The organism is Longimicrobium sp. (genome assembly GCF_048594345.1).
In the GTDB taxonomy this organism is placed as follows: domain Bacteria; phylum Gemmatimonadota; class Gemmatimonadetes; order Longimicrobiales; family Longimicrobiaceae; genus Longimicrobium.
This window is the reverse complement of sequence record NZ_JBMDXM010000189.1, coordinates 21,654-43,052: the sequence shown is the minus strand read 5'-3', so window position 1 is coordinate 43,052 and position 21,399 is coordinate 21,654. Positions and strand designations below refer to the sequence as shown.

At 68.9% G+C, this 21,399-nt stretch carries 17 protein-coding genes; 7 read left to right on the top strand and 10 right to left on the bottom strand.

What is annotated here, in order from left to right; translation table 11 throughout:
• Nucleotides 1-238: 238 nt before the first annotated feature.
• The 5 genes from ACOJUJ_RS20915 to ACOJUJ_RS20895 all read right to left on the bottom strand — a co-directional run bounded on the left by ACOJUJ_RS20915 (nt 239) and on the right by ACOJUJ_RS20895 (nt 5,337).
• Nucleotides 239-1,039, bottom strand: a complete 801-nt coding sequence (locus tag ACOJUJ_RS20915) for a LytR/AlgR family response regulator transcription factor (protein WP_420128853.1) — start codon at nt 1,037-1,039, stop codon at nt 239-241.
• Nucleotides 1,036-2,280, bottom strand: coding sequence for a sensor histidine kinase (locus tag ACOJUJ_RS20910; RefSeq protein ID WP_420128852.1), 1,245 nt, complete (start codon nt 2,278-2,280; stop codon nt 1,036-1,038). The genes ACOJUJ_RS20915 and ACOJUJ_RS20910 overlap by 4 nt, the downstream gene beginning before the upstream one ends.
• Nucleotides 2,281-2,663: 383 nt before the next feature.
• Nucleotides 2,664-2,879, bottom strand: a complete 216-nt coding sequence (locus tag ACOJUJ_RS20905) for a cold-shock protein (protein ID WP_420128851.1) — start codon at nt 2,877-2,879, stop codon at nt 2,664-2,666.
• Nucleotides 2,880-3,000: 121 nt separating this feature from the next.
• Nucleotides 3,001-3,861: a metallophosphoesterase gene (locus ACOJUJ_RS20900; protein WP_420128850.1), complete on the bottom strand. Its 861-nt coding sequence runs from the start codon at nt 3,859-3,861 to the stop codon at nt 3,001-3,003.
• A gap of 168 nt (nt 3,862-4,029) precedes the next feature.
• A complete protein-coding gene (locus tag ACOJUJ_RS20895; RefSeq protein WP_420128849.1) occupies nt 4,030-5,337 on the bottom strand; it encodes a hypothetical protein in 1,308 nt (435 codons plus the stop codon).
• Here ACOJUJ_RS20895 and ACOJUJ_RS20890 point away from each other — a divergent pair.
• From ACOJUJ_RS20890 to ACOJUJ_RS20865, 6 genes are all read left to right on the top strand, one after another.
• A complete protein-coding gene (locus tag ACOJUJ_RS20890) occupies nt 5,327-6,802 on the top strand; it encodes a class II fructose-bisphosphate aldolase (RefSeq protein WP_420128848.1) in 1,476 nt (491 codons plus the stop codon). The genes ACOJUJ_RS20895 and ACOJUJ_RS20890 overlap by 11 nt on opposite strands.
• A gap of 672 nt (nt 6,803-7,474) precedes the next feature.
• Nucleotides 7,475-9,187 carry an ATP-binding protein gene (locus tag ACOJUJ_RS20885; protein ID WP_420128847.1) on the top strand — a complete coding sequence of 571 codons (1,713 nt, stop codon included), beginning with the start codon at nt 7,475-7,477 and terminating at the stop codon, nt 9,185-9,187.
• A 485-nt stretch (nt 9,188-9,672) separates the two neighbouring features.
• Nucleotides 9,673-11,040 carry a sigma-54-dependent transcriptional regulator gene (locus tag ACOJUJ_RS20880; RefSeq protein ID WP_420128846.1) on the top strand — a complete coding sequence of 456 codons (1,368 nt, stop codon included), beginning with the start codon at nt 9,673-9,675 and terminating at the stop codon, nt 11,038-11,040.
• 323 nt (nt 11,041-11,363) lie between these two features.
• Nucleotides 11,364-11,981 (top strand): class I SAM-dependent methyltransferase, encoded by a 618-nt coding sequence (locus tag ACOJUJ_RS20875; RefSeq protein WP_420128845.1) that lies wholly within the window; start codon nt 11,364-11,366, stop codon nt 11,979-11,981.
• Nucleotides 11,982-12,474: 493 nt separating this feature from the next.
• Nucleotides 12,475-13,713 carry an RDD family protein gene (locus ACOJUJ_RS20870; protein WP_420128844.1) on the top strand — a complete coding sequence of 413 codons (1,239 nt, stop codon included), beginning with the start codon at nt 12,475-12,477 and terminating at the stop codon, nt 13,711-13,713.
• 186 nt (nt 13,714-13,899) lie between these two features.
• Nucleotides 13,900-15,210 carry a phospholipase D-like domain-containing protein gene (locus ACOJUJ_RS20865; protein ID WP_420128843.1) on the top strand — a complete coding sequence of 437 codons (1,311 nt, stop codon included), beginning with the start codon at nt 13,900-13,902 and terminating at the stop codon, nt 15,208-15,210.
• Nucleotides 15,211-15,777: 567 nt separating this feature from the next.
• Here ACOJUJ_RS20865 and ACOJUJ_RS20860 read toward each other — a convergent pair.
• Both ACOJUJ_RS20860 and ACOJUJ_RS20855 read right to left on the bottom strand, forming a co-directional pair.
• The gene (locus tag ACOJUJ_RS20860; protein WP_420128842.1) at nt 15,778-16,200 is read right to left on the bottom strand and encodes a hypothetical protein; all 423 of its coding nucleotides are present in this window, start codon (nt 16,198-16,200) and stop codon (nt 15,778-15,780) included.
• A gap of 430 nt (nt 16,201-16,630) precedes the next feature.
• Nucleotides 16,631-17,407: a DUF5995 family protein gene (locus ACOJUJ_RS20855; RefSeq protein ID WP_420128841.1), complete on the bottom strand. Its 777-nt coding sequence runs from the start codon at nt 17,405-17,407 to the stop codon at nt 16,631-16,633.
• A gap of 232 nt (nt 17,408-17,639) precedes the next feature.
• Here ACOJUJ_RS20855 and ACOJUJ_RS20850 point away from each other — a divergent pair, with 232 nt between their 5' ends.
• A complete protein-coding gene (locus ACOJUJ_RS20850) occupies nt 17,640-18,029 on the top strand; it encodes a hypothetical protein (RefSeq protein ID WP_420128840.1) in 390 nt (129 codons plus the stop codon).
• Between the two features lie 407 nt (nt 18,030-18,436).
• Here ACOJUJ_RS20850 and lolA read toward each other — a convergent pair whose 3' ends face one another.
• From lolA to ACOJUJ_RS20835, 3 genes are all read right to left on the bottom strand, one after another.
• Nucleotides 18,437-19,315, bottom strand: coding sequence for an outer membrane lipoprotein chaperone LolA (gene lolA, locus ACOJUJ_RS20845; protein ID WP_420128839.1), 879 nt, complete (start codon nt 19,313-19,315; stop codon nt 18,437-18,439).
• An 83-nt stretch (nt 19,316-19,398) separates the two neighbouring features.
• Nucleotides 19,399-20,553 (bottom strand): TPM domain-containing protein, encoded by a 1,155-nt coding sequence (locus tag ACOJUJ_RS20840; RefSeq protein ID WP_420128838.1) that lies wholly within the window; start codon nt 20,551-20,553, stop codon nt 19,399-19,401.
• 433 nt (nt 20,554-20,986) lie between these two features.
• A complete protein-coding gene (locus tag ACOJUJ_RS20835) occupies nt 20,987-21,394 on the bottom strand; it encodes a VOC family protein (RefSeq protein WP_420128837.1) in 408 nt (135 codons plus the stop codon).
• Nucleotides 21,395-21,399: the final 5 nt, after the last annotated feature.

The following is a 21,399-nucleotide window of genomic DNA, read 5'->3' as shown; positions in this document are numbered from 1 at the left end:
CGCGCTTCGGAGCTCCGGCAGGGCCTTCCGTAGCGCGCCGCACGCCCGTCCAACACCCACCCCTCCCCCGAAGTTGGGGGAGGGGTCGACCGCCGTCGCGAGGAACGAGCGAAAGGCCGGTCGGGGGAGAGGGCCCGTCGGGAACGCGCGATTCCTATTCCCTATTCCCTATTCCCTATTCCCTATTCCCTATTCCCTATTCCCTATTCCCTATTCCCTATTCCCTATTCCCTCGCCCCTAAAACACCGGCCGCAGCAGCTGCTCGCGGTGGCTGCGGGAAACGCGCAGCTGGCGGCCGTCGTTCAGCAGCGCGATGTAGTCGCCGCCGAACCACGGCTGGATCTCGCGGATGCGGTTCACGTTGACGATGGTGGAGCGGTGGATGCGGATGAACATCGCCGGGTCCAGCTGGTCGCCCATCGCCCGCAGCGTGGAGCGGATGAGGTGCGTCACCTTGCCCACGTGCAGCCGCACGTAGTTGCCTTCCGCCTCGAACCAGTCCACGTCCTCCACCCGCACCAGCTGCGTGCTGGTGCGCCCGGCCACGCTGATCCACGCGGCGTACTTTCTGGGCGCCTGCGCGGGCTCCGCCCCTTCGTCGGCGCGGGCGTGCAGGGCGCGCAGGTCTTCCAGCAGCGCCTCAAGCCGCGCCGTCAGCTCCTCTTCGCCGCGGGTGGCCAGGCGCAGCCGCGCGCGCGTCATGGCGTTGCGGATGCGCTGTTCCGTTACCGGCTTGAGCAGGTAGTCCACCGCGTGCAGCTCAAAGGCGCGCACCGCGTGCTGGTGGTACGCCGTGGCAAAGATCACCGCTGGCATCCGCCCCGCGCCAATGCGCTCCACCACCTGCAGCCCGTCCACCTCGGGCATCTGCACGTCCAGAAACACCAGGTCCGGGCGCAGCGCGCGGATGGCCTCCACCGCCTGTACCCCGTCGGCCGCCTCGCCCACCACCTCTACGTCGGCCTCGTGCGCCAGGTGCATGCGAACGCCGTCGCGCGCCAGCGGCTCGTCGTCCACAATGAGCGTGCGGATGCTCATACCGCCTCCGCCGAGATGACGTTCGACCCATCCTCTTCGCTGGGCGGCGCCAGGCGAAAGGGGATGATGATGCGCACCAGCGCGCCACCGCCGGGCCCGTTGCCGCGGTACATCTCAAAGCCGCCGCGGCCGTACAGCTGCTCCAGCCGCGCCTGCGTGTTGGCCAGCCCCACGCCCGTGCGCCCGGCCGCCGGCGCGACGTCGAAGCCAGGGCCGTCGTCGCGCACGGCAAGCTCCAGCCGGTCGTCCAGCCGCCGCGCGCGCACCTCGATGCGCCCCGCCGCGCGCCGCCGGGCGATCCCGTGCTTGACCGCGTTCTCCACCAGCGGCTGCAGCACCATGCTGGGCACCAGCGCGGCCATGGTGTCGGGCGCCAGGTCAAAGCGCACCGTCATCCGGTCGGCAAAGCGCACCTGCTCGATGTCCAGGTACCGCTGCGCGAACTCCAGCTCGCGCACCAGCGGCAGCGTCTGCTCGCTGTTCTCCAGCGACATCCGCAACAGGTCGCTCATCCGCCCGATCAGCCGCACCGTCTGCGCGCGCTCGCCCTTGGCCGCCAGCACCGAGATGGCGTTGAGCGTGTTGAACAGAAAGTGCGGCTGAAGCTGCATGTTGAGCGCGCGCAGGTTGGCCTGGGCCAGCCCCGCCTCCAGCCGCGACGCGTGCAGCGCCAGCTCCGACGCCTGCCGGTCGCGCTCCACCGCGCGGCGCAGGTAGAAAAAGGTGTGGTGCGCCCCCACGATCAGCCAGTAAAAGGCGATGAAGGTGGTAAAGTACATCGACATCAGCCGCCCCATGTTGGCGCCAAAGTCGCCAAAGGTGGGGGGAAGCTCCGCGCGCGCCACCAGCCTGGGCGCCAGAACGAAATCGGAGAGCCAGCTGGACAGCGCGAGCTGAATGACGACAAACGCGACGGAGGCGGGGATGTGTACCAGCAGCGAGCGCCGCCAGCGCCCCGGCGCCAGTGGAAAGGCATCCGCCACCTTTAGCGCCGCGGGCACCAGCGGAACCGTTACGTACCAGCTGGGGAACGAGACGGCGGCGAGCACGGCAAGGCGCGGCTTGTCGTTCGCGGCGGCAACGGCGTACATCAGCCATACGTCCAGCGTGCCCAGCAGCGTGGCCACGGCAAAGAGGATGAACCCCACCCGCCACGGGCAGAGACGGACGAACTCGGCCGTTGCCGTGCGCGCGGGCGGGTCGGCCGCAAAGGTGGGGAAGGGGATCTGGGCTGCGGTCACGGCGGAATGCCGGTCGGAAGGGAGTGCGGCGGGCGATCGGGTGTAAGATAGTTACGGCGAGAGTAGATGAAAAGCTTTGTGTAGCGGGGGTTTAGGTCATTTGTAGCTCGATCCTCTCGACCATTACGACTCGTCCCCGTCCTCCACCGTTCGTCTCTCCAGAACAACGTTTCGTCCCAGATCAGGCGGATGAAAAACTCTCGTACGGAAGCATGGAGGCGCGGAGACAAAGCAGGTCTCCGCGCCTCCGCGCCGTCCGCGCCCTCCGCGGCTCCGCGTGAGCGCTTTTCATCCCGCCAAAGCGGGCGGCGCCGCTTCCCCGATGAGGAGAGCGGCGCCGTCTGCGTCGTAGGAGCTTCGAATTGTCTGGGGGGTGGGGCGCGTCAGTCCTCCACCTTCCGCACGTCCGCGGCGCGGGGCCCCTTGGGGTCCTCCTGGATTTCGTACTCCACCCGGTCGCCGCGCTTGAGCGACTTGAACCCTTCCATCTGGATGGAGGAGTGGTGCACGAACACGTCCTTTCCGCCATCGTCCGGACGAATGAAGCCGAAGCCCTTGTCGTCCTTGAAGAACTCCACCACGCCAGTCTGTCGAGCCATGATCCCCTCCGCTACGACGGATTCCGCTCCACCGCCGGGGCGCCGCTCCGCCGCACGTCTCCCCGGTCTGTTTTCCCCAGCACATTTGCAAAGAATGGGCCGCACAGATGTTTACGGCGTATCACCGGATCGGCGGCCTGGGCGCGCCCGTAAGCTGCAGGATGGCGACCTCTGGACGACACAGCAAACGTACCGGAAGGTGGACGGTTCCCACCCCGCGCGACGTGTACACCTGCGTCCACGGACGCCTTCGCAGCCCTTCCTCGTACAGGTCCTCGCGCTCCGCGGGATTCTTGATGGCGCCCACCACCGGCAGCCGCACCTGGCCTCCGTGGGTGTGCCCGCTCACCACCAGGTCGACCGCGTCGTACGCACGGCGCGCCTTTTCCGCCTGGTCGGGGTCGTGCGCCAGCAGCAGGGTAAAGTCGCGCTCCTCGGGCGGCGGCAGCGAGTCCAGCGAGGGGCGGCCCTGCGTGTAGTCGTCGACGCCGGCGATGCAGAGCGAGGCGTCGCCCACCTTTGCCAGCACGGCGCGGTTGGTCAGGTCGCGCAGGTGGGGCCGGGCGCGCAGCTCCGCGTGCCACCTGTCGATCCCCACCGTGTAGTCGTGGTTGCCGGGCACGGCCCACACCCCGTGCGGCGCGGCCAGTCCGGCCAGCGCGTCCAGCACGGGCGCGAACGTCCCCGCGTCGTCCGCCGCAAAGTCGCCGGTCAGAGCGATCACGTCCGGCCGCGCGCGCATGGCCAGCCGCGCCGCGCGGCGGATGAGCCAGAGCGGCGTGCCCTCGCCCGCGTGCATGTCCGTCAGCAGCGCGATGCGGAAGCCTTCCAGGTCCGGGTGCAGCCCGCGGACGTGGATGCGCGGCCGCGTGACCTGCAGCCACAGCGGCTCCAGCAGCGTATACGCTCCCACCGCTCCCGCCGCGGCCGCCGCGGCCGCCGCCGCGCCCGCCCATTTCACCACCGTGCTCGTTTTCGGCATGCGGCCGGGGAGAGCAAGGGGCAGACCAGCGGGGGGCGGACGCACGAACGCCCGCACTGGGGATGGCTGGGTGCAGGCGTTCATCAAACGCGGCATCCTCGTCCTCCTCTCCGGGATAGGATACCTCGCGCACAGTCGGCGGCGCGGGCTACGCGGGCGGAGACCGATCTACGAGGGCGGAAGGGCGAAGCGGATCCGGCGGACGGCCGGCTCGGGATCGGTGTCCACGGCAAGCGCCCAGCCGTCGCGCAGGTCCGTGATGCGGGGCAACGTATCCGAGAGGACACGGGCGGCCGGGCGACCCCAGTCCACCACGTAGCTGCGGATGGCGCTGAACTCGTCGCCGCCGGTCGCCTGCCGCACCTCGCCCGCCTGCACCAGCACGCGGCCGTCGGACAGCGGGAGCACGGAGATGCCTACGTCGTGCGCGCCATTCTCCGCGTGGAATGACACCGCATCGCCCAGATGGCGGATGCGCACGGCGTTGTACCGGGGCAGGGAGACGGTGCCCAGCAGCGCGCCCGTCGCCAGCGAAAAACGCAGCACCTCCGGCCGAAGCTGTGGAAGAAAGACGATCTCGTCCGCGTGCCCGCACGCCAGGTGACCGCCCGCGCGGTACGAAGCGCGTAGCGGATCGTCGAGTTCGGGATCAGGGGCGAACGAGCGGATCACCCTCGCGTCGTGGGGAGAGATCTCGTGGAGCGCATGGCCCCGGTGCGCGCCCAGGACATAGAGCCTGCCCCGGCAGAGGGCCAAGTCATGGGGATGCAGCTCGAGCGCCAGGCTCCCCGTCCGCTCCAGCGCGCCATCGGCCGTGCGGTACTGCTCGATGCGCTGGTTGCCACGATCCAGTACGTACAGCACTTCCGCGCCTGCCGCCAAGGCGACCGGCACGAAGAACTCGCCCGGGCCGCGGCCCATCCGTCCCGTCCACGCGATCGCGTCGTCACCGGCGGAAACACCCACACGCCGTTCCATCACGTCCAGCAGGTACATCCGTCCGGCGTCCCCCATCCGCGCATCGCCGATCAGCCCTATTTCCGGGGAACGTGTGCCCGGCGTCGTGACCGGAGAGGGGGGCGCCGCCGGCACCTGCGGTTGTGCGTCGTGGTTTTTTCCCGCGGCGGGCTCATCCGCGCGGGCACCGGCGCCGGCGCGGTGAGCGAGGAAGACGCCCGTCATTGTGAGCAGGGCCAGGAGCCCGGCGCCGATCCAGCGTGTCATCGGCCGATCGAAAGCAGGTGGGGAGTGGGAGAGCCGCATGACTATGTAATGAAGCGGATTGAGGGCACCGTCAACCGTTTCGGGCCGATAATGTAGATCCCGCCATCGTGCGGACGTGGCCTGGCCTTGCGCCTGAATCTTGCCATGGGCGCACGCCGCGAACAGATTCCCGCCGCCGCGGCCGTACCCTGGCGGCGGACCCGACGCATTCCGAAAATCCGTATCCGATCCGAGGAAGATCATGGTGAACACCGTCGCGACCGCAGCGGACGGGCAGGACCTTCTCTGCCGCCCGTCCGTCCGCGCGCTGCTGGACGAGGTCCGCGAGTCCGTGACCGCCGAGGGCGGCGCCTTTGCGCTGGTGAGCGCCGACGCGCTTCGGTCCGGCGGGGTGGACCGGCTCATCCGCGCCGCCGTCTTTGGCGAGGATGAGGACGTGCGCGACACGGCCCGCTGGCTGCTGCTGCACGCCGGCCACGCCGTGGGCATTGCCCCCGCCTCCATCCACGAGCTGTACCTGGCCCGCGGCCGCGGCGAGATCGGCGGGTTCACCGTCCCCGCCATGAACGTCCGCGCCGCCGCGTACGACACCGCCCGCGCCCTGTTCAGCGCGGCGCGCGACCTCAAGGTGGGCGCGCTGATCTGCGAGATCGCCCGCTCCGAGATCGGCTACACCGACCAGCGGCCGGCGGAGTACGTGAGCGTGATGATCGCCGCGGCCATCAAGGAGGGGTGGAGCGGCCCGCTCTTTGTCCAGGGCGACCACTTTCAGGTGAACGCCAAGAAGTACAAGGCCGATCCGGAGCCGGAGCTGCGCGCGGTCAAGGACATCATCCGCGAGGGTCTGCACGCCGGCTTCTACAACATCGACATCGACACCAGCACGCTGGTCGACCTGTCGCAGGAGGGTCTGGACGCGCAGCAGGCGCTCAACTCCCGCCTGTCGGCCGAGCTTACGGCGTACGTGCGCCACTACGAGCCGGCGGGCGTCACCGTGAGCATCGGCGGCGAGATCGGCGAGGTGGGGACGGAGAACAGCACGCCCGAAGAGCTGCGCGCGTACATGGACGGCTACAACCGCGCGCTGCAGGCCCTGGGCGACAAGGAGGGGCGGCCGGTGCCCGGGCTCAGCAAGATCAGCGTGCAGAGCGGCACCACCCACGGCGGCACGGTGCTGCCCGACGGCTCCATCGCCGACGTAGCCATCGACTTCGAGACGCTGCGTACGCTGTCGCAGATCGCGCGTGACGAGTACGGGATGTCGGGCGCGGTGCAGCACGGGGCCAGCACGCTGCCGCAGAGCGCCTTCGGCAACTTTTCCACGGTGGAGACGGCGGAGATCCACCTGGCCACCAACTTTCAGAACATCGCGTACGACCACCTGCCGTCGGAGCTGCGCGACCGGATGTACGAGCACTGCCGCCAGAACTTCCCCGACGAGCGCAAGGCGGGGGATACGGAGGAGCAGTTCATCTACAAGGCGCGCAAAAAGGCGCTGGGCGCGTTCAAGCGCGAGCTGTGGGAGCTGCCCGAGGGCGACCGCGAGCGCATTCGCGGCGTGCTGAACGAGACGTTCACCTTTCTGTTCCGGCAGCTGAAGGTGGAGAACACCATGGACATCGCGCGCAAGTACGTGCCGCTCCCCGCCATCCAGCACGCCTCCCCCGCCGACATGCGGATGAAGGCCGCCGCGGACGACTGGGATCTTTCGGACTGACGGCCCCCAGTGCGTGAGTGCGTTAGTGCGGAAGTGCGTGAGTGAAAAGAGCCGGGATCGCGGAGCGCGGTTCCGGCTTTTTCGTTTCGGCGGATCCGGACGACGATAGGGATCGAACTGCGTCCGCGGGGGCCCTCACCCGCTCGCTTAGGCTCGCACCCTCTCCCGCAAGCGGGAGAGGGTATAAACTTCGATCCCGCTTCGACAGGCTACGGTCAGAAATCCTCCTGCCGGAGCGCCCTGGACGTTCGGCTTGCGTCACCTCTCTCCCGCGCTGTTTGCGGGGGAGAGGCCGGGAGAGGGGGCCGCCCGCGGATGCAGTTCGATCTCATTCGCAGCGCCGAGATCTCCGCCCCACACCCCACCTCCCCCAGGGGTTTTGGGGGAGGTGGGCGGGTGGTGCCCGCCCGGAAAGGGCGCCGGCCCGCCGCCCATACCGGCCGACCCGCCACCACTGCCCGTGCCGTGTATCCCCCCTCCCGCGCTGTTTGCGGGAGGGGGTGGCGCGCTCTCGGGCGCCGCCGGGGGAGGGCTCCGCCTTGACCGCACGCCTCCGCCGGTCCACAATCCCATGATCTCACTACGTTTGAGCACTTCGGGACCACACCCAACGCGCATCCGCGGACCCTTCATGCGATCGGCGATTTTCAGCAGGCGCGCGCGGGGCGGCGCATGAAGCAGCGGTTCTCATCCGGACGGCTGCCGGAGCCCAAGCGCGTGCTGTCGTGGGTGTACCTGGGCCGCCTGTGCCTGGCCGGCGCCATCTTCATGGCCGCCGCGCTGGTCTGGAAGCAGGCCGAGGCCAACATCACCCTGGCCGCCTCGCTCATCCTGGTGCTGGCGGCGGCGTTCACGGCGGTGTCGTTCTGGTACACGCACCTGGCCAACCGCAGGCCCGGCCGCGGCTACCTGTACTGGCAGGTGGTGTTCGACGTGCTGCTGGTGGCCGCGGTGGTGCACCTTACCGGCGGCCCGGAGAGCGACTTTGTCCCGCTGTGGGTGCTGGTGATCGTCGCCGCCGCCATCCTGCTGCCGTTCGTGGGGGGCGTGCTCATCGGCGTGCTGGTGAGCCTGCTCTTCTTTGTCGACATCATCTGGAGCACCCACACGGTCAACGCCAGCTCCGTTCTGCAGATGGTGCTCTTTGCCTCCGTGGCGCTGGCGACGGGGTACCTGGGCGACCGGCTGCGGCAGACCGGCGCCGTGCTGGGCGAGGTGGAGACGGAGCTTCGCCTGCTGCGGCTGGACACGGACGACGTGCTGGCCAGCATCGCCACCGGGCTGATCACCGTGGACGGGGCGGGGCGGCTGGCCTTCATCAACCCCGCCGCGGCCGACCTGCTGCGCATTCGCGCCTCCGACTGGTTGGGGCGGCCGTTCGTGGCCAAGCTGGACGCGGTGGCGCCGGGGCTGGGCCGCGTGATCGCGCAGTCGGCGGAAACCCGCACCCCGGTGCGGCGCTTTGAGACGGACGAGACGGACGGGGGGATGGTCTTCGGCGTGAGCACTACCCTCATCCAGCGCGACGAGGGGAGCCTGCCGTCGGTGACGGCCATCTTCCAGGACATCACGGAGCGCAAGCGGATGGACCAGCTGCGCGGCCGGGCCGAGCGGCTGGAGGCGGTGGCGGAGCTTTCCGCCTCGCTGGCGCACGAAATCAAGAACCCGCTGGCCTCCATCCGCAGCGCCACCGAGCAGCTTACCGGCGACGGCATCGACGCCGATGACCGGCAGGTGCTGGGCAACCTGGTGGTGCGCGAGAGCGACCGGCTGAGCCGCCTGCTCACGGAGTTCATCGACTTTGCCCGCGCCAAGCTGCGGGCGGCGGAGCGGCTGGACCTGGCCAAGCTGGTGCGGCACGCGGTGGACGTGGTGATGGCGCACCCGCAGGCCCGCGGCGTGGAGGTGTCCGTCGAGGTGGATGCCGCCTCGGAGCACGTGGACGTGCGCGGCGACGAGGACCTGCTGCACCGCGCCGTGCTGAACCTGGCGTTGAACGCCGTGCAGTGGGCGGGGCAGGGGGGAAAGGTGGAGGTGCGGCTGGACGCGGTGGATACGGACCTGATGGCGCCCCGGCTGGGCGCGGCCCGCGCGGTGCGGATCCACGTGTCCGACACGGGGCCGGGGGTGCCTGAGGAGAACGCGGAGCACATCTTCGACCCGTTCTTTACCCGCCGCCCCGGCGGCACGGGCCTGGGCCTGGCGCTGGTGCAGCGCGCCGCCGACGCCCACGGCGGCGCCGTCTTCGTCGACCAGCCGCGCGGCGACGGCTGGGGCGCGACCTTCGCCTTTTACCTCCCCGCGCTCCCCGCGGCTGGGGCGGACGAACAGTCCGGCGGGACGGAAGTTGCCGTGGGTCTGGAGGATCCTCACTCGCCCGTCTAAGCGCACCACCTTCCGCGAGCGGATGAGGGACGGCGGCGAGACGGCCGATGGTGAGCTCCGGCGGGTGTGGCGCAGGCCCCCTCCGGGCCGGCACCACCGGCCCACCTCCCCCGAAACTGCCGGGGAGGTTGGGTGTGAGGCAGGTGGTGGTGTGTTTCGGATTGGATGGTGCGGGATGGTGGGCCGCCCCCTCCCCGGCCCTCCCCCGCAAACTGCGCGGGGGAGGGAGGTGCGACGCACCTTGTCGAAGCGGGATCGACTTCTCCCCTCTCCGTGAGGAACGAACGGGGAGGGGCCGGGGGAGGGGCACCGCGGCGGACGCAGCTCGATTCCGTTCGCCGAGTCTCGATCCGTCGGAAACTCAACCTCCCCCAGGGTTTTTTGGGGGAGGTGCGAGCCTGAGCGAGCGGAGGGGGCGCGGCGGGCGCAGCTCGATCTCCGCCGAAGCGCGATCAAATTTTCAGTCACCAGCGAAAGAAGCGGCCGTGAGCGAGCCGAAGATCCTGATCATCGACGACGAGACCGCCATCCTCGACACGCTGCGCATCCTGCTGAAGCGCGAGGGCTTTGTCGTGGAGACGGCGGTGGGCGGACAGGCCGGCGTGGACCGGCTGCACGAGGTGCGGCCCGACGTGGTGCTGAGCGACGTGCGTATGCCCGGCGTGGGCGGGCTGGAGGTGCTGCTGGCCGCCAAGGAGCTGGACCGCGCCCTCCCCGTGATCCTGATGACCGCGCAGGCGTCGCTGCAGACCGCCATGCGCGCCGTGAACGAGGGCGCCTTCTACTACATCCAGAAGCCGTTCAGCAACGACGAACTGGTGGCCATCTGCCGCCGCGCGGCGGAATCGCGGCAGCTCAAGAAGGAAAACCAGGCGCTCAAGACGGAGATCCGCCGCCGCGACCGTAGCGACGTGGCCCGGCCCATCGGCCGCAGCCGCGGCTTCATCGACGTGCTGCGGACGGCGGAGACGGTGGCGCCCAGCGATTCCACCGTGCTCATCACCGGCGAGTCGGGAACGGGCAAGGAGGTGCTGGCCAAGTACATCCACACCATCAGCGACCGCGGCGAAGGGCCGTTCGTCTCCATCAACTGTGGCGCGCTTCCGGAGAACCTGCTGGAAAGCGAGCTGTTTGGCCACGTGCGCGGCTCGTTCACCGGCGCCGTGCGCGACAAGCAGGGGCTGTTCGTCGCGGCGAAGGGCGGGAGCTTTTTCCTGGACGAGGTGGGCGAGATGTCGGCGGCCACGCAGGTAAAGCTGCTGCGCGCGCTGCAAGAGCGCGAGGTGATCCCGGTCGGCGCCACCGAGCCGGTGCCCATCGACGTGCGCATCATGGCCGCCACCAACCGCGACCTGGACGAAGAGATCCGCCGCGGCGGCTTTCGCAGCGACCTGTTCTACCGCCTGAACGTCATCACGCTGCAGCTTCCGCCCCTGCGCGACCGTCCCGACGACGTGCCGATCCTGTGCGAGTACTTTCTGGACCGCTTCGCCGAGCAGCGCGGCCGCGCGGTCCCGCGCCTGTCGCCCGACGCGGTGAGCGTGCTGCAGTCGTACGACTGGCCGGGCAACGTCCGTGAGCTGGAGAACGCCCTGGAGCGTGCGGCCGTGCTCACGGCGGACGGCGGCGAGATCGCGGTGTCCACGCTGCCGCCGCGCATTACCGAGCGGCAGGCGCAGCCGCTGGTTTCCGCCAACCTGCCGCCCAATCCCACGCTGGAGATCATCGAGCGGGCGTACATCCACTGGGTGCTGTCCTCCGAGAGCGGCAACAAGACGCGCGCCGCCGAGGTGCTGGGTATCGACCCGTCGACGCTCTACCGCAAGCTGCAGCGCTACGGGATGGAGCAGTAGGGGAGGCTGGACCGCATCGAACTGCGTGCCACGGTGCCCCTCCCCCGACCCCTCCCCGCTCGTTCCTCGCGGAGAGGGGAGAAGTTGATCCCGCTTCGGAGGGCTCTCGTCTTTCCCCCACGCCGTTGGCCGCCGTTTGCGAGGAAGGGCGGGTTCTGACGTTCTTTACCTCGGCGCCTCCGAACCGCTACGATCGTACTCTGCAACCAACCTCCCCCAGGGGTTTTTGGGGGAGGTGGGCGAGTGGTGCTCGCCCGGAAGGGGCGCGGCGGGTCGCGCGAACGCCTCCCTCGTCAGCTGGAGCCTTTATCTCCCTGCCCTCCGTGACCATCCGCGCCGAGTACGACCGCGCCGCCGCCGACTACGACCGCCGCTGGGCGCGCTACAACCGTGCGAGCCTGGAACTGCTGCGGCCGTGGACCGAAGGCCGCGATCTTGGGCGAGTAGTGGACGTGGGATGCGGGACGGGCAACCTGCTGCCGCTCCTGACGGGGTCCGCGGGTCGAACCGGCGGATACGTGGGAGTCGACCTGTCGCCGGAGATGCTGCGGGTGGCGCGGGGGAAGGGGAGCGGCGTGGGGCCGATCGGCTTCGTCGCGGCGGATGCGGAGGGCCTGCCGCTGCGGGACGGTTCTTTCGATACGGCTGTCTCTGCGTCGGTGCTGCATTACTGGGATGATGCGGATGCGGCGCTCGCGGAGATCCGGCGCGTGCTGCGGCCGGGCGGGCGTCTGCTGCTGCTCGACTGGCTGCGCGACCCCCTGCCGATGCGCCTGCTGAACGCATGGATGCGCATCACACGCGTGCAGTACCGGCGCATGTACTCGCGTGTGGAGATGCGGGATGCGCTCGCCCGCGCTGGTTTCGACCTGCGGATGGAGGTGCGGGGGAGCGCGGGCGGCCTCTGGCGGCTGATCGCCCTCGAAGCGCACACAACGTAGCCGAGCTAAAGCGTGGTGCCCCGCGGAAGCGCAATCGAATCCTCCCCTCTCCGTGAGGAACGAACGGGGAGGGGCCGGGGGAGGGGCACCGCGTCGGTCGCCAGTTCGATCCTGTTCGCCCAGGCGCGATGCATCGGCAACCCAACCTCCCCCAGGGTTTTTTGGGGGAGGTGGGCGGGTGGTGCCCGCCCGGAGGGGGCGCCCCGTCGGACGCAGTTCGATTCCAGTCGACGAGCCCGCACACCGTCGGCAACCCTCTCCCCTCTCCGTGAGGCACGAACGGGGAGGGGCCGGGGGAGGGGCACCCGCGTCGGCCGCGTTCGATCCTGTTCGCCGAGCCGCGATGCATCGGCAACCGCGTCATCCCCACGCAACCGCCGCACTGGACGTAAGTGTCGTCTGTGTTTAGATTTGACGTCTATCCGAATCTCCGCGGCGCCCCCCTCCGTACTCCAGCCGGTTCACTGTCCGCAAGCACTGCTCAGGACTGACGATGCGCAGCAACTCCACTTTCGTCATCACCCCGGACTCGTTCCAGATCAGCCAGGGAATCATCGGGCTGCCGCTGGCGCGCCCGTCGCGGCGGCTGACGGCCATGCTGCTGGACCTGTTGATCGTGGCGCTGCTGGTCAAGATGGCGGGGCCCGTGCTGCTGGGGCTGGCCGCGGCGTTCTTCGCGTTCCGCATGTCGCGCAAGGTGACCGGCGCCGGCACGCGTCCGCTGGGCAGAGTGGTGCGTTTCAGCGTGCGCGCGTTCGGGGCGCTCATCCTGTTCCTGGTGGCCACCAGCGTCTGGGGCAAGGGTGCCCGGACCGTACGCGGCATCATGGGCTCGCAGGGTGTGCAGATGACGTTGGCCACGGGCGGCGGCGACAGCGTCCGGGTGTCGGCCGTACAGGCGTTGGGGCTGAGCAGGGACGTAGCGGCGTTCCAGGGGGCCGACAGCGAGGCGGAGGCGCGGCGCCTGGCCGGGCAGCTGGTGTCGGGCTTTCGCGCGGCGGGGGTGCCGGAGGATGAGGTGCGCGAAACGCTCGAAGGAATCGCGGAAAACTCCGACCGCCGCTGGATGGAGGACGTGGTTCAGACCGCGCTGGCCACGCCGCCGGCCGCCGCGTCCGCCGCCCCCTCCGTCCCGTCCGTGAGCGCCGACTCGCTGGCCCGCGCGTACGCCGCCTACACCGCCGCGGGCGACACCGCCGCCGCGCGCCGCGTTCAGCCGCAGCTGGCCTCGCTGCTGGCGCGCGACAGCCTGGACGAGCTGCGCGGGGAGCTCAAGGAGGCGGAGGACACCAACCAGGTGCTCACGCAGCGGGCGGAGCGCGCGGAGAACCGCGGCATTCTGCACGCCATCACGGATCTGCTGGACGAGCTGGGCATCGGCTTTGGCTGGACGGGCCTGTACTTCACGGCGTTCCTCACGCTGTGGCGCGGCCAGACGCCGGGGAAGAAGCTCGCCGGCGTGCGCGTCGTTCGGCTGAACGGCCAGCCGATGACGATGTGGACCTCGTTCGAGCGCTTTGGTGGATACGCGGCCGGCCTGGTGACGGGCCTGCTGGGCTTCGCACAGGTCTACTGGGACCGCAACCGGCAGATGATCCACGACAAGATCGTGGAGACGGTCGTGGTTCGGGAGCGCGGCGCCCCCCAGCCCGCCGCCGCCCCGCTGCCCGTGCGCCCCGCCGTGGCCGCGTTCGGATCCCATCCCTCCGTGCGCCGCTCGCCTGGGGTGTGATGGTGTGATGGTGTGATGGTGTGATGGTTGTGATGGTGTGATGGTGATCCGCCGTCACCCGCTCACCCGTTCACCCGTTCACCCCCTCGCCGGCTCACGAAAAACGCCCGGCCGGAACCTTCCGGCCGGGCGTTTGCATTCCGCGGCGGGCAAACCCCGGAGCCTACCCGTACCCCTCCTCTGCGGATGACGGACTTCCTCGCGCGTCACGTGGGCTGGCTGGTGCCGTTCGCGGTCATTGGCGCGGCCGCCATCATCAGCGCGATCGCCACCCTGTTCTGGGGGCTGCAGAAGCCCACCCGCATGGCGCTGGTCGCGCGCCCGCCGGTGGGGAGCGAGGCGTTCATGATGGCCGTAAGCGGTGCCGTGAACGGGCCGCTGATGCGCGGCGGCATGGCCAGGCTGCTGAACAACGGCGACGAGATCTTTCCCGCGATGCTCAAGGCCATGCGGGAGGCGCGGGGCACCATCAACTTCATGGTCTACATCTGGGAGCCAGGGCGCGCGGCCGACCGGGTGGTGGAGGTGCTGGAGGAGCGCGCCCGCGCCGGGGTGCAGGTGCGGCTGCTGCTGGACGCGTTTGGCGCGTACAAGATGGAGAAGGAAACCATCCGCCGGCTGGAAGAGGTGGGTGCCGTGGTCAAGTTCTTCAACCCCATCGCGCCCGGCTGGCTTTCCATTGCGCACAAGCGCAACCACCGGCGCGCCATCGTCATCGACGGTGAGGTGGCGTTCACCGGCGGGGCGGCCATCGGCGACCGGTGGCTGGGCGACGCCGAGGACGAGGAGCACTGGCGCGACGTGATGGTGGAGGTAAGCGGGTGCCTTGCCACCAACCTGCAGTCCGCGTTTACCCAGCTGTGGGCCAACGTCACGGGCGAGATCCTGGTGGGCGACGAGTTCTATCCGCCCGATCCCGACGGCAACAAGGGCGGCGGCGAGGGATTGTCGCGCCACGTGAACGTGATCAGCTCGCCCGCCACGCAGTCGCAGCCGCTGGTCGTCTTCTTTATGGTTTCGGTGGCGTGCGCGCGCGATTCCATCTACATGGCCAACTCGTACTTCGCGCCGGATGAGAGCATGCGGCGCGTGCTGGCGGAGCGCGCGCGCGAGGGCGTGGACGTGCGGCTGCTGCTTCCCAACAAGCTCACCGACGCGCCGATGGTGCGCTGGGCCGGCCAGTACTACTTCGACGAGCTGCTTGCGGCCGGCGTGCGCATCTTCGAATACCAGCCCACGATGATGCACACCAAGATGCTGGTGGTGGACGGGGTGTGGTCGGTGCTGGGCTCCGCCAACATGGACATCCGTTCCCGCGAGTTGAACCAGGAGGGGGTGATCGGCATTCTGGACCACGGCTTCGGGCAGCAGATCCGGGATACGTTCGAGGCGGACCTGAAGGAGGCGCGCGAAATCACCCGCCAGGCGTGGAGCCGGCGCGGGCGGCTGGCGCGGCTCAACGAGCGCTTCTGGGTTTCCTTCGTCCAGCAGTTCTGAGAGGAAATACCTCCTCGGCGCGTGTCGCCAACCCACCTACTTCCAAACAGGGATACGGTGTAATCCTGAGGGAGCGCACGCTCGTAACTTTCATAGCCACAGAAGCCTGCGCGCGACCGAAGGATCTTTGTCGGGTTGCGCAAGGCCCAGCCCTGGGAGCCGGTCAAGTTCCTCTGAAAGTGGATTTTCGAGTGGGTGTTAGCCAAACCTCACCTGCTCCTATCGGAAGTACGGTGTCATCCTGAGGGAGCGCACGCCCGTAACTTTCATAGTCACAGAAGCTTGCGCGCGACCGAAGGATCTTTGTCGGGTCGCGCGAGGCCCAGCCCTGGGAGCCGTTCAACTCCCTCGATCAGGCAGACAAGGTCCTTCGGTCGCGCGCAGGCGGTGGTGTGGGATTACGGTATCGCGTGGCGCTCCCTCAGGATGACTGATCTTCGGGATCAGTCGTGTGTCCGCGGGACGCTGCGATATCCACTTGCATTCACCCGGTGGCGTACGGATAAAAGACGCGGAGAACCGATCAGGCCCCCCGCGTCTCTTTGCATTCTCGAACCGCTGGTTCGATCAGGCGAAGGGTGGCGTAACGACGCCGCCGTCTTCGGAAAGATTTTCATCCTCTTCTCCGTGCTCCAGCAGGCCGAACAGCTGCAGGTGACGGCGGCGCAGGCGGTTGGCGGCGGTGAGCGCCTCCTCCTCCGTCTCGCCAAAGCCCTCCCACGCGAACGAAGGCGCTTCGCCCCAGCCCGTGGGCGGGCTCCACGGCGACTCGGGGCCGTGGATGCGCGCCACACGTCGCGGATGCGTGAACGGGTCCAGGTACGTGCCCAGCACGCGCCCGCGACGGTCCACCACCACGCCCACGGCGCCGCCGCGGCTGTGGCGGCGCCGCTTGAGCCGCCGGTACATCGAAAGCGCCCCCTCCACCACCAGCCCCGCAAGGCACAGCAGCGCCAGGAACAACACGAAATCGAACGAGATTACCTTCATCGCGCCTCAGCACTCCTCTACGCACTCGCGCCGCCGTACCGCATCCATCGGAGATACCCCTCACACGCCGCGTCCCCCACGGATAAGGGGATCGGGTGACCGCGAACCGTCTGTAACGTACGGGTGGGCGTTTTAATGACCAGCACGCTCCAAACCGCCCGCCCGGAAGGATGGCGACTGATCCAAGCAGTTGTTGTAAAACGCTTTGCGGATGATGTTCCGCCCCGGCGCAAACCGTCCGAAGAGTGACGATGGAGAGCCCGCACGGGTCACGCCACCCGGAACAAATGGCTCCTGCGCGCTGCTGAAAGACGCGAACTCCTGACGCACACGAAAAAGCGCCCGGCGAGCCAAGCCGCCGGGCGCTCCCCTTCGCACCACCGTACTTTCGTACTCTCGTACCTTCGTACACCGTACCTTCGTACCCCCCTTACGAAAGCGCATCCAGCACGCGCCCCACGTCCTTCGACTCCCGCAGCCGGATCGCCAGCAGCACCGGGCGAACCCAGATGTGCGGCTTGTGGATGGCCTTGGCGAGCGTGACGACCACATGGTCCAGCGCATCGATCTCCAGCGGCAGCCGCGCCGCGTCCGTCCTGGCGAAGCGCTGCGCCCACTTCCACGCAAGGTCGCGCGATCCGCCCAGCGCAAAGGTGAACACCACCTCGTCGTGGCGCATGCCGATCCAGTCCAGCAGCCCCATCCACGGAGACACGCGGCCAATGCGGTCCTGCACGTCGTCCAGCAGCTCGCCCAGCAGCGCGCTGATCTCGCGAAAGTCGTGCTCCAGCCCGGCCAGGTCCGCCCCCGGCGCCGTCTGGGCCGCGGCGACGCCCAGGTCCAGGTTGATGTGCGCATTGATCCCCAGCAGCAGGTGCTGCAGGATGAGCAGATCTCCTTTGGCCGCGTCGAACGCCGCCCGCCAGCTGTGCGTGGGGCGGCCGCCAGCCTGGTACGCCTCCAGCGCGGCCAGGTAGCGGTTGGCGAAGATCACGTCCAGCCGCTCCATCCGCGGGCCGTCCTGAAACCGTCCCGACGCGATCCCCTCCTTTACCCGCACCGTCACCTGCCGGTACAGGCAGGCAAAGTAGCCCAGCCGGCTGTTCTCGCGCCGGGCGCGGTCGATGGCGGCGTCCAGCCGCGCGATCACTTCGTCGATGGTGGCGGCGGGCGTAAAGGCGGCGGCAGCCATGACGGTCGCGGGCATGAGGAACGGGATGGATGATGTGGAGCGGCGGGGCGGGTCGGCCAAACAATAGGCGGCATCCGGCGCTCCGGCAACGCTCCGCTGCCTACGGATCCGGCCGAGGGCCGTGGGGCAAACCCCGACGGAGCATCCGCATTCTCTCCTATGTGCGCCCGGTTCTTCTCGACGCATCATGTAGGGGCAGGACACGGATGCGGTTTGATATCGTCCACCAGACGCGCGGCTTACCTACATGGATACCTCGCCTGCCCCCGCCCGGCCCACCGCCTGGATCATCCTTCCCGGCCACGCGGACGCCCCCGCGCACCTGAGCGTGCAGCGCTACTCGCGGCTGGCGCGGCTGTCTCGCACCATGTGGTACGCTTTTGTGTGGATGATCTCCTCCGTGGGGATGCTGCTCGTCAGCATCGGCGATCCGTTCCTGACCGCCATCCCGTTCTTCACCGGTGCGGTGCTGACGTACAAGACGTGGGGCGGGCGGTTCCGGGTGATGGAGTTCCATGGCAGCTGCCCGCGCTGCCAGGAGCCGATCCAGCTCAAACCCGGCAGCAAGATCGGCTCGCCCCACCACCTGGTGTGCTACAACTGCCACCATGAGCCCGACCTGTACCTGGCCGCCTGATGCTGATACCGAATCCGGAAAAACGACATCGGAAGGTACAGAGGAACCGGGAACAGCCAGAGGAACAGAGGTGATCCGCATTCCTCCTCTGTTCCTCTGGCTGTTCTCTGTTCCTCTGTACCCTGACCTCTGTTTTCGGTAGTCCGACTTGCGGTGAGGTGTTTTGCCGGATTCGCTATGATTCCATCCGAAAAACGAAGGTGTCACGCGGCTGCACGGAGGGCGTGGAGGCACGGAGAGATGCTTTTCTCCGCGTCCTCCGCGGCTTCGCGTAAACACCTGTTCGTTGCGGATCCAGGATGATGCGCTGATCCGCCTCAGGGGGTACCGATCGAACGGAAGAGGCCGCTCCCGAACGCCGGGAGCGGCCTCGCCATCATCATCCATCCATCCGTCCATCTCCCGGCTTACTGGTCGAAGACCTGGGCGCCGGCAGGGGGCGTGAACGTGAACAGGTTGTCGGGGAGCGCGTGGTTGGTGCGCAGGTTCCGCATCTCGACCGTGCGCACGGAGTTGTTTTCCTCCGTCATCTCAAAGCGGCGCACCAGGTGGTCGTCGGTATCGATCCACACCTTGAGGATGCGGTACGGCGACGCCCCGCGCGGCACCAGCGTAAGCACGTGCGTCTGCTGCCCGCTCACGCTCTCCTGGCCCACCAGCGTGGCGACAAAGCGCTGGTTGGGGTTGCTGAGGAACTGCGCCTGCAGGTCCACGGCCTCGCCGCCTTCGGCAATGCTGGTGCGGATGACCTGCGTGCGGTCGGTGCTGGGATAGTACAGCCAGAAGTGTCGTCCATCCGCCACGATCACGTCGCCTTCCGGATCGCTGAAGCGCATCAGGAAGCGGTCCGGCTTGCGCTGGTACAGCTTGCCCGTACTGCGCTGGTTGGTGTTGAGCAGCGGCACGTTCAGCGTCTGCGTGAAGTCCGCCTCCATCGATCGGATGCCCTGCGCCGCCCGCTCCGCCTGCGTAAGGATCTCTGCGGCGCGGTCCTGGTTGGCCTTTTCCGCCTCCGTCGGCGGCTTGGCGGGGGCGGCGGGCACCGCCGCCGGTGTGGTGCCGGTCGTGGGGGCGGCGGCCTGGCCGGCGGGGGCGGCCGGCTGCGCGGGCTGCGCCGCCGTGCCGGGAACCGCCGTGGGCGCGGGCGCCTGCTGCTGCGCCGCGCCGGGCGCGCGGCCGGTCACGCGCTCCGGCGCATCACCGGGCGCGGCGGCGGACGACTCGCGGCCGCCGCACGCGGCCGCGAGCGGAAGCAGGATCAGTCCCAGGCGCATGCTCTTCGTCATCATCTATCGTCAGCGTCGTTCGAGGTTCGGGCGCAACGTGGGGGTGAGTACCCTCTCCGCGCAACACGCGTTCCTGTCTGCCGTTACCAGCGGCCGCTGGCGCCGCGCCCCGAGCTGGATCCGCCGCCCCCGCCGCCTCCACCTCGGCCCGACCATCCGCCACCCGACGACCCACCGCTCGACGAGCCGCCGGAGCTGGAGAACGAACGGCTGGAGCTGCTGGTGGGACGCTCCTTCCGCGGCAGATGGACGATGTCGACGTCGTTCCATCCGCAGTGGCGGCAGTCCTTTTCCACCCGCTCGCGCCCCGAGTGGTCGTAGGTGGCGTGCTCGATGACCGTGCTGGTGACGATCACCGTCTTGTAGCCGCACGACGGGCAGTCCTTCTTGCTGGAGAACATGGCCGGGTACGGCAGCACCTGGTGGTGGCTGCAGCCGGTGCACTGCCACACGTCGTAATCCACCGATCCCAGCACCTCTTCCAGCTGGCGGCCGCTGTCCAGGTGCACGTTGTCGGCCGACTCGTCCAGCCGCTGCATGGGCTTGCCGCACTCGGCGCAGTTGCGCTTGCGGTTGCGCAGGTAGTGCGCGCCGCCCGCCACCCCCGAAACCAGGATCAGCACCCCCACCACGCCCGCGACCACGCCGTCGTCGTTCCCCGTGCCGGTGGCGGGTGCGTCGTACGCCGGCCGTGGATCGCTGAACCCGGCCCCCGGCTGCGGCGACGCGGCGTAGCCGGAACCGCGGAACGACGCGGCGATGGCGCGCACGCCGTCCATGACGCCGTCGTCGAAGTTGCCCTCGCGAAAGTGCGGGACCATCTGGCTATCCATGATGTCCTGCATCCGCGCGTCCTGCTGCGCCGGCACCTCGTCGCCCAGCTCGATACGCGCGAACCGGTCATCCACCGACACCAGCACCAGCACGCCGTCCTGCCGCTGGCCAAGCCCGAGCTTCCAATCGTTGTAGACCGAGGTCGCGAACGCCTCGGGCGTGGCGTCGTTCGTCCCATAGCGGGCAATGTTCTTGACCGTCAGCACGCGCACCTCCACGCCCGCGTCGGTGCGCAGCGAGGCGAGCATGGCGCGCAGGCTGTCGGCGTCCGCGGGGCCGATGATGCCGGCCATGTCCGCCACGCCGTCCCCCGGCTCGGCGGGATACTGCTGAGCCGCCAGCGGAGCCGCCGCAAAGAACGCGGCGAGCGCCAGGACGGCGAATCGCACCAGGATTCGGTTCATCTCGTCAACGGGTTGGAGGCGGGGGATGATGATGGACAGCGGGCGGGGAATACGTGCTGCGGGGCGTGTAGTTTCAACCGCGGCAAGAAGATAGCGGCGATGACCGAAATCTAATTGGAGTGAGCGGGAAGCCGGCTGCGGAAGGTCCCTGCCACTGCTCACAAGGCCAGTCATCCTGAGGGAGGCGCCGCCCTAAATTTGTTCGTACGATGTACTTTGGCGCCGACCGAAGGACCTTGCCTGCACCACGACGAACTCGGCTACGGAGTCCGGGAACGACGAACTCGGCTACGGAGTCCGGGAACGGTTCACGCGAGCGGTTGAAGCCCCGTTCGGCGACGCGTCAGCGGCGCCGGGACGGGGCTTGTCGCTTTCCCAGCAGCGGGTTTACCCGCTCATCCACGGTCGCCGCTCATCCCGCGCGCGCCCCCACTTAGCTCCCCGAACACCTCCGCTTCGGGGATGCGCCAGATGGCGGGGGTGCCCAGTTGCCGGCGGGGTCGCGGAAGTAGAGTGATCGGCCGCCGCCGGGCCAGCTGTAGTCGCTTTCGATCCCCACGCCGTGCGCCTGCAGGTGCGCGCGCCACGTATCCGCCTCGTCCGCGCGCATGGCGAAGCAGACGTGGCCCGGCCCGTCCGCGCCGTGGCCGGGGATGGCGCCGCCCTCGCGCGTGCGCTCCGGGTTGAAGACCAGGAACACGCGCCCGCCACAGCGAAAGAACACGTGGCGGCCCTCCACGCGCGTGATCACCTCCATCCCCAGCACGCCCGTGTAGAACTGCTCCGCCGCGTCCAGGTCGTCCGCGTAGACGCACGCCTCCAGGATCTCGCCAGCCTGCATTCCCT

What these genes read in the sequence shown, in the direction of transcription:
- ACOJUJ_RS20865 (WP_420128843.1), top strand. Translation starts at nt 13,900, where the DNA reads ATGACGGACTTCCTCGCGCGTCACGTGGGCTGGCTGGTGCCGTTCGCG.
- ACOJUJ_RS20905 (WP_420128851.1), bottom strand. Translation starts at nt 2,879, where the DNA reads ATGGCTCGACAGACTGGCGTGGTGGAGTTCTTCAAGGACGACAAGGGC.
- ACOJUJ_RS20870 (WP_420128844.1), top strand. Translation starts at nt 12,475, where the DNA reads ATGCGCAGCAACTCCACTTTCGTCATCACCCCGGACTCGTTCCAGATC.
- ACOJUJ_RS20890 (WP_420128848.1), top strand. Translation starts at nt 5,327, where the DNA reads ATGGTGAACACCGTCGCGACCGCAGCGGACGGGCAGGACCTTCTCTGC.
- ACOJUJ_RS20835 (WP_420128837.1), bottom strand. Translation starts at nt 21,394, where the DNA reads ATGCAGGCTGGCGAGATCCTGGAGGCGTGCGTCTACGCGGACGACCTG.
- ACOJUJ_RS20850 (WP_420128840.1), top strand. Translation starts at nt 17,640, where the DNA reads ATGGATACCTCGCCTGCCCCCGCCCGGCCCACCGCCTGGATCATCCTT.
- ACOJUJ_RS20900 (WP_420128850.1), bottom strand. Translation starts at nt 3,861, where the DNA reads ATGCCGAAAACGAGCACGGTGGTGAAATGGGCGGGCGCGGCGGCGGCC.
- ACOJUJ_RS20840 (WP_420128838.1), bottom strand. Translation starts at nt 20,553, where the DNA reads ATGAACCGAATCCTGGTGCGATTCGCCGTCCTGGCGCTCGCCGCGTTC.
- ACOJUJ_RS20915 (WP_420128853.1), bottom strand. Translation starts at nt 1,039, where the DNA reads ATGAGCATCCGCACGCTCATTGTGGACGACGAGCCGCTGGCGCGCGAC.
- ACOJUJ_RS20885 (WP_420128847.1), top strand. Translation starts at nt 7,475, where the DNA reads ATGAAGCAGCGGTTCTCATCCGGACGGCTGCCGGAGCCCAAGCGCGTG.
- lolA (WP_420128839.1), bottom strand. Translation starts at nt 19,315, where the DNA reads ATGACGAAGAGCATGCGCCTGGGACTGATCCTGCTTCCGCTCGCGGCC.
- ACOJUJ_RS20855 (WP_420128841.1), bottom strand. Translation starts at nt 17,407, where the DNA reads ATGCCCGCGACCGTCATGGCTGCCGCCGCCTTTACGCCCGCCGCCACC.
- ACOJUJ_RS20860 (WP_420128842.1), bottom strand. Translation starts at nt 16,200, where the DNA reads ATGAAGGTAATCTCGTTCGATTTCGTGTTGTTCCTGGCGCTGCTGTGC.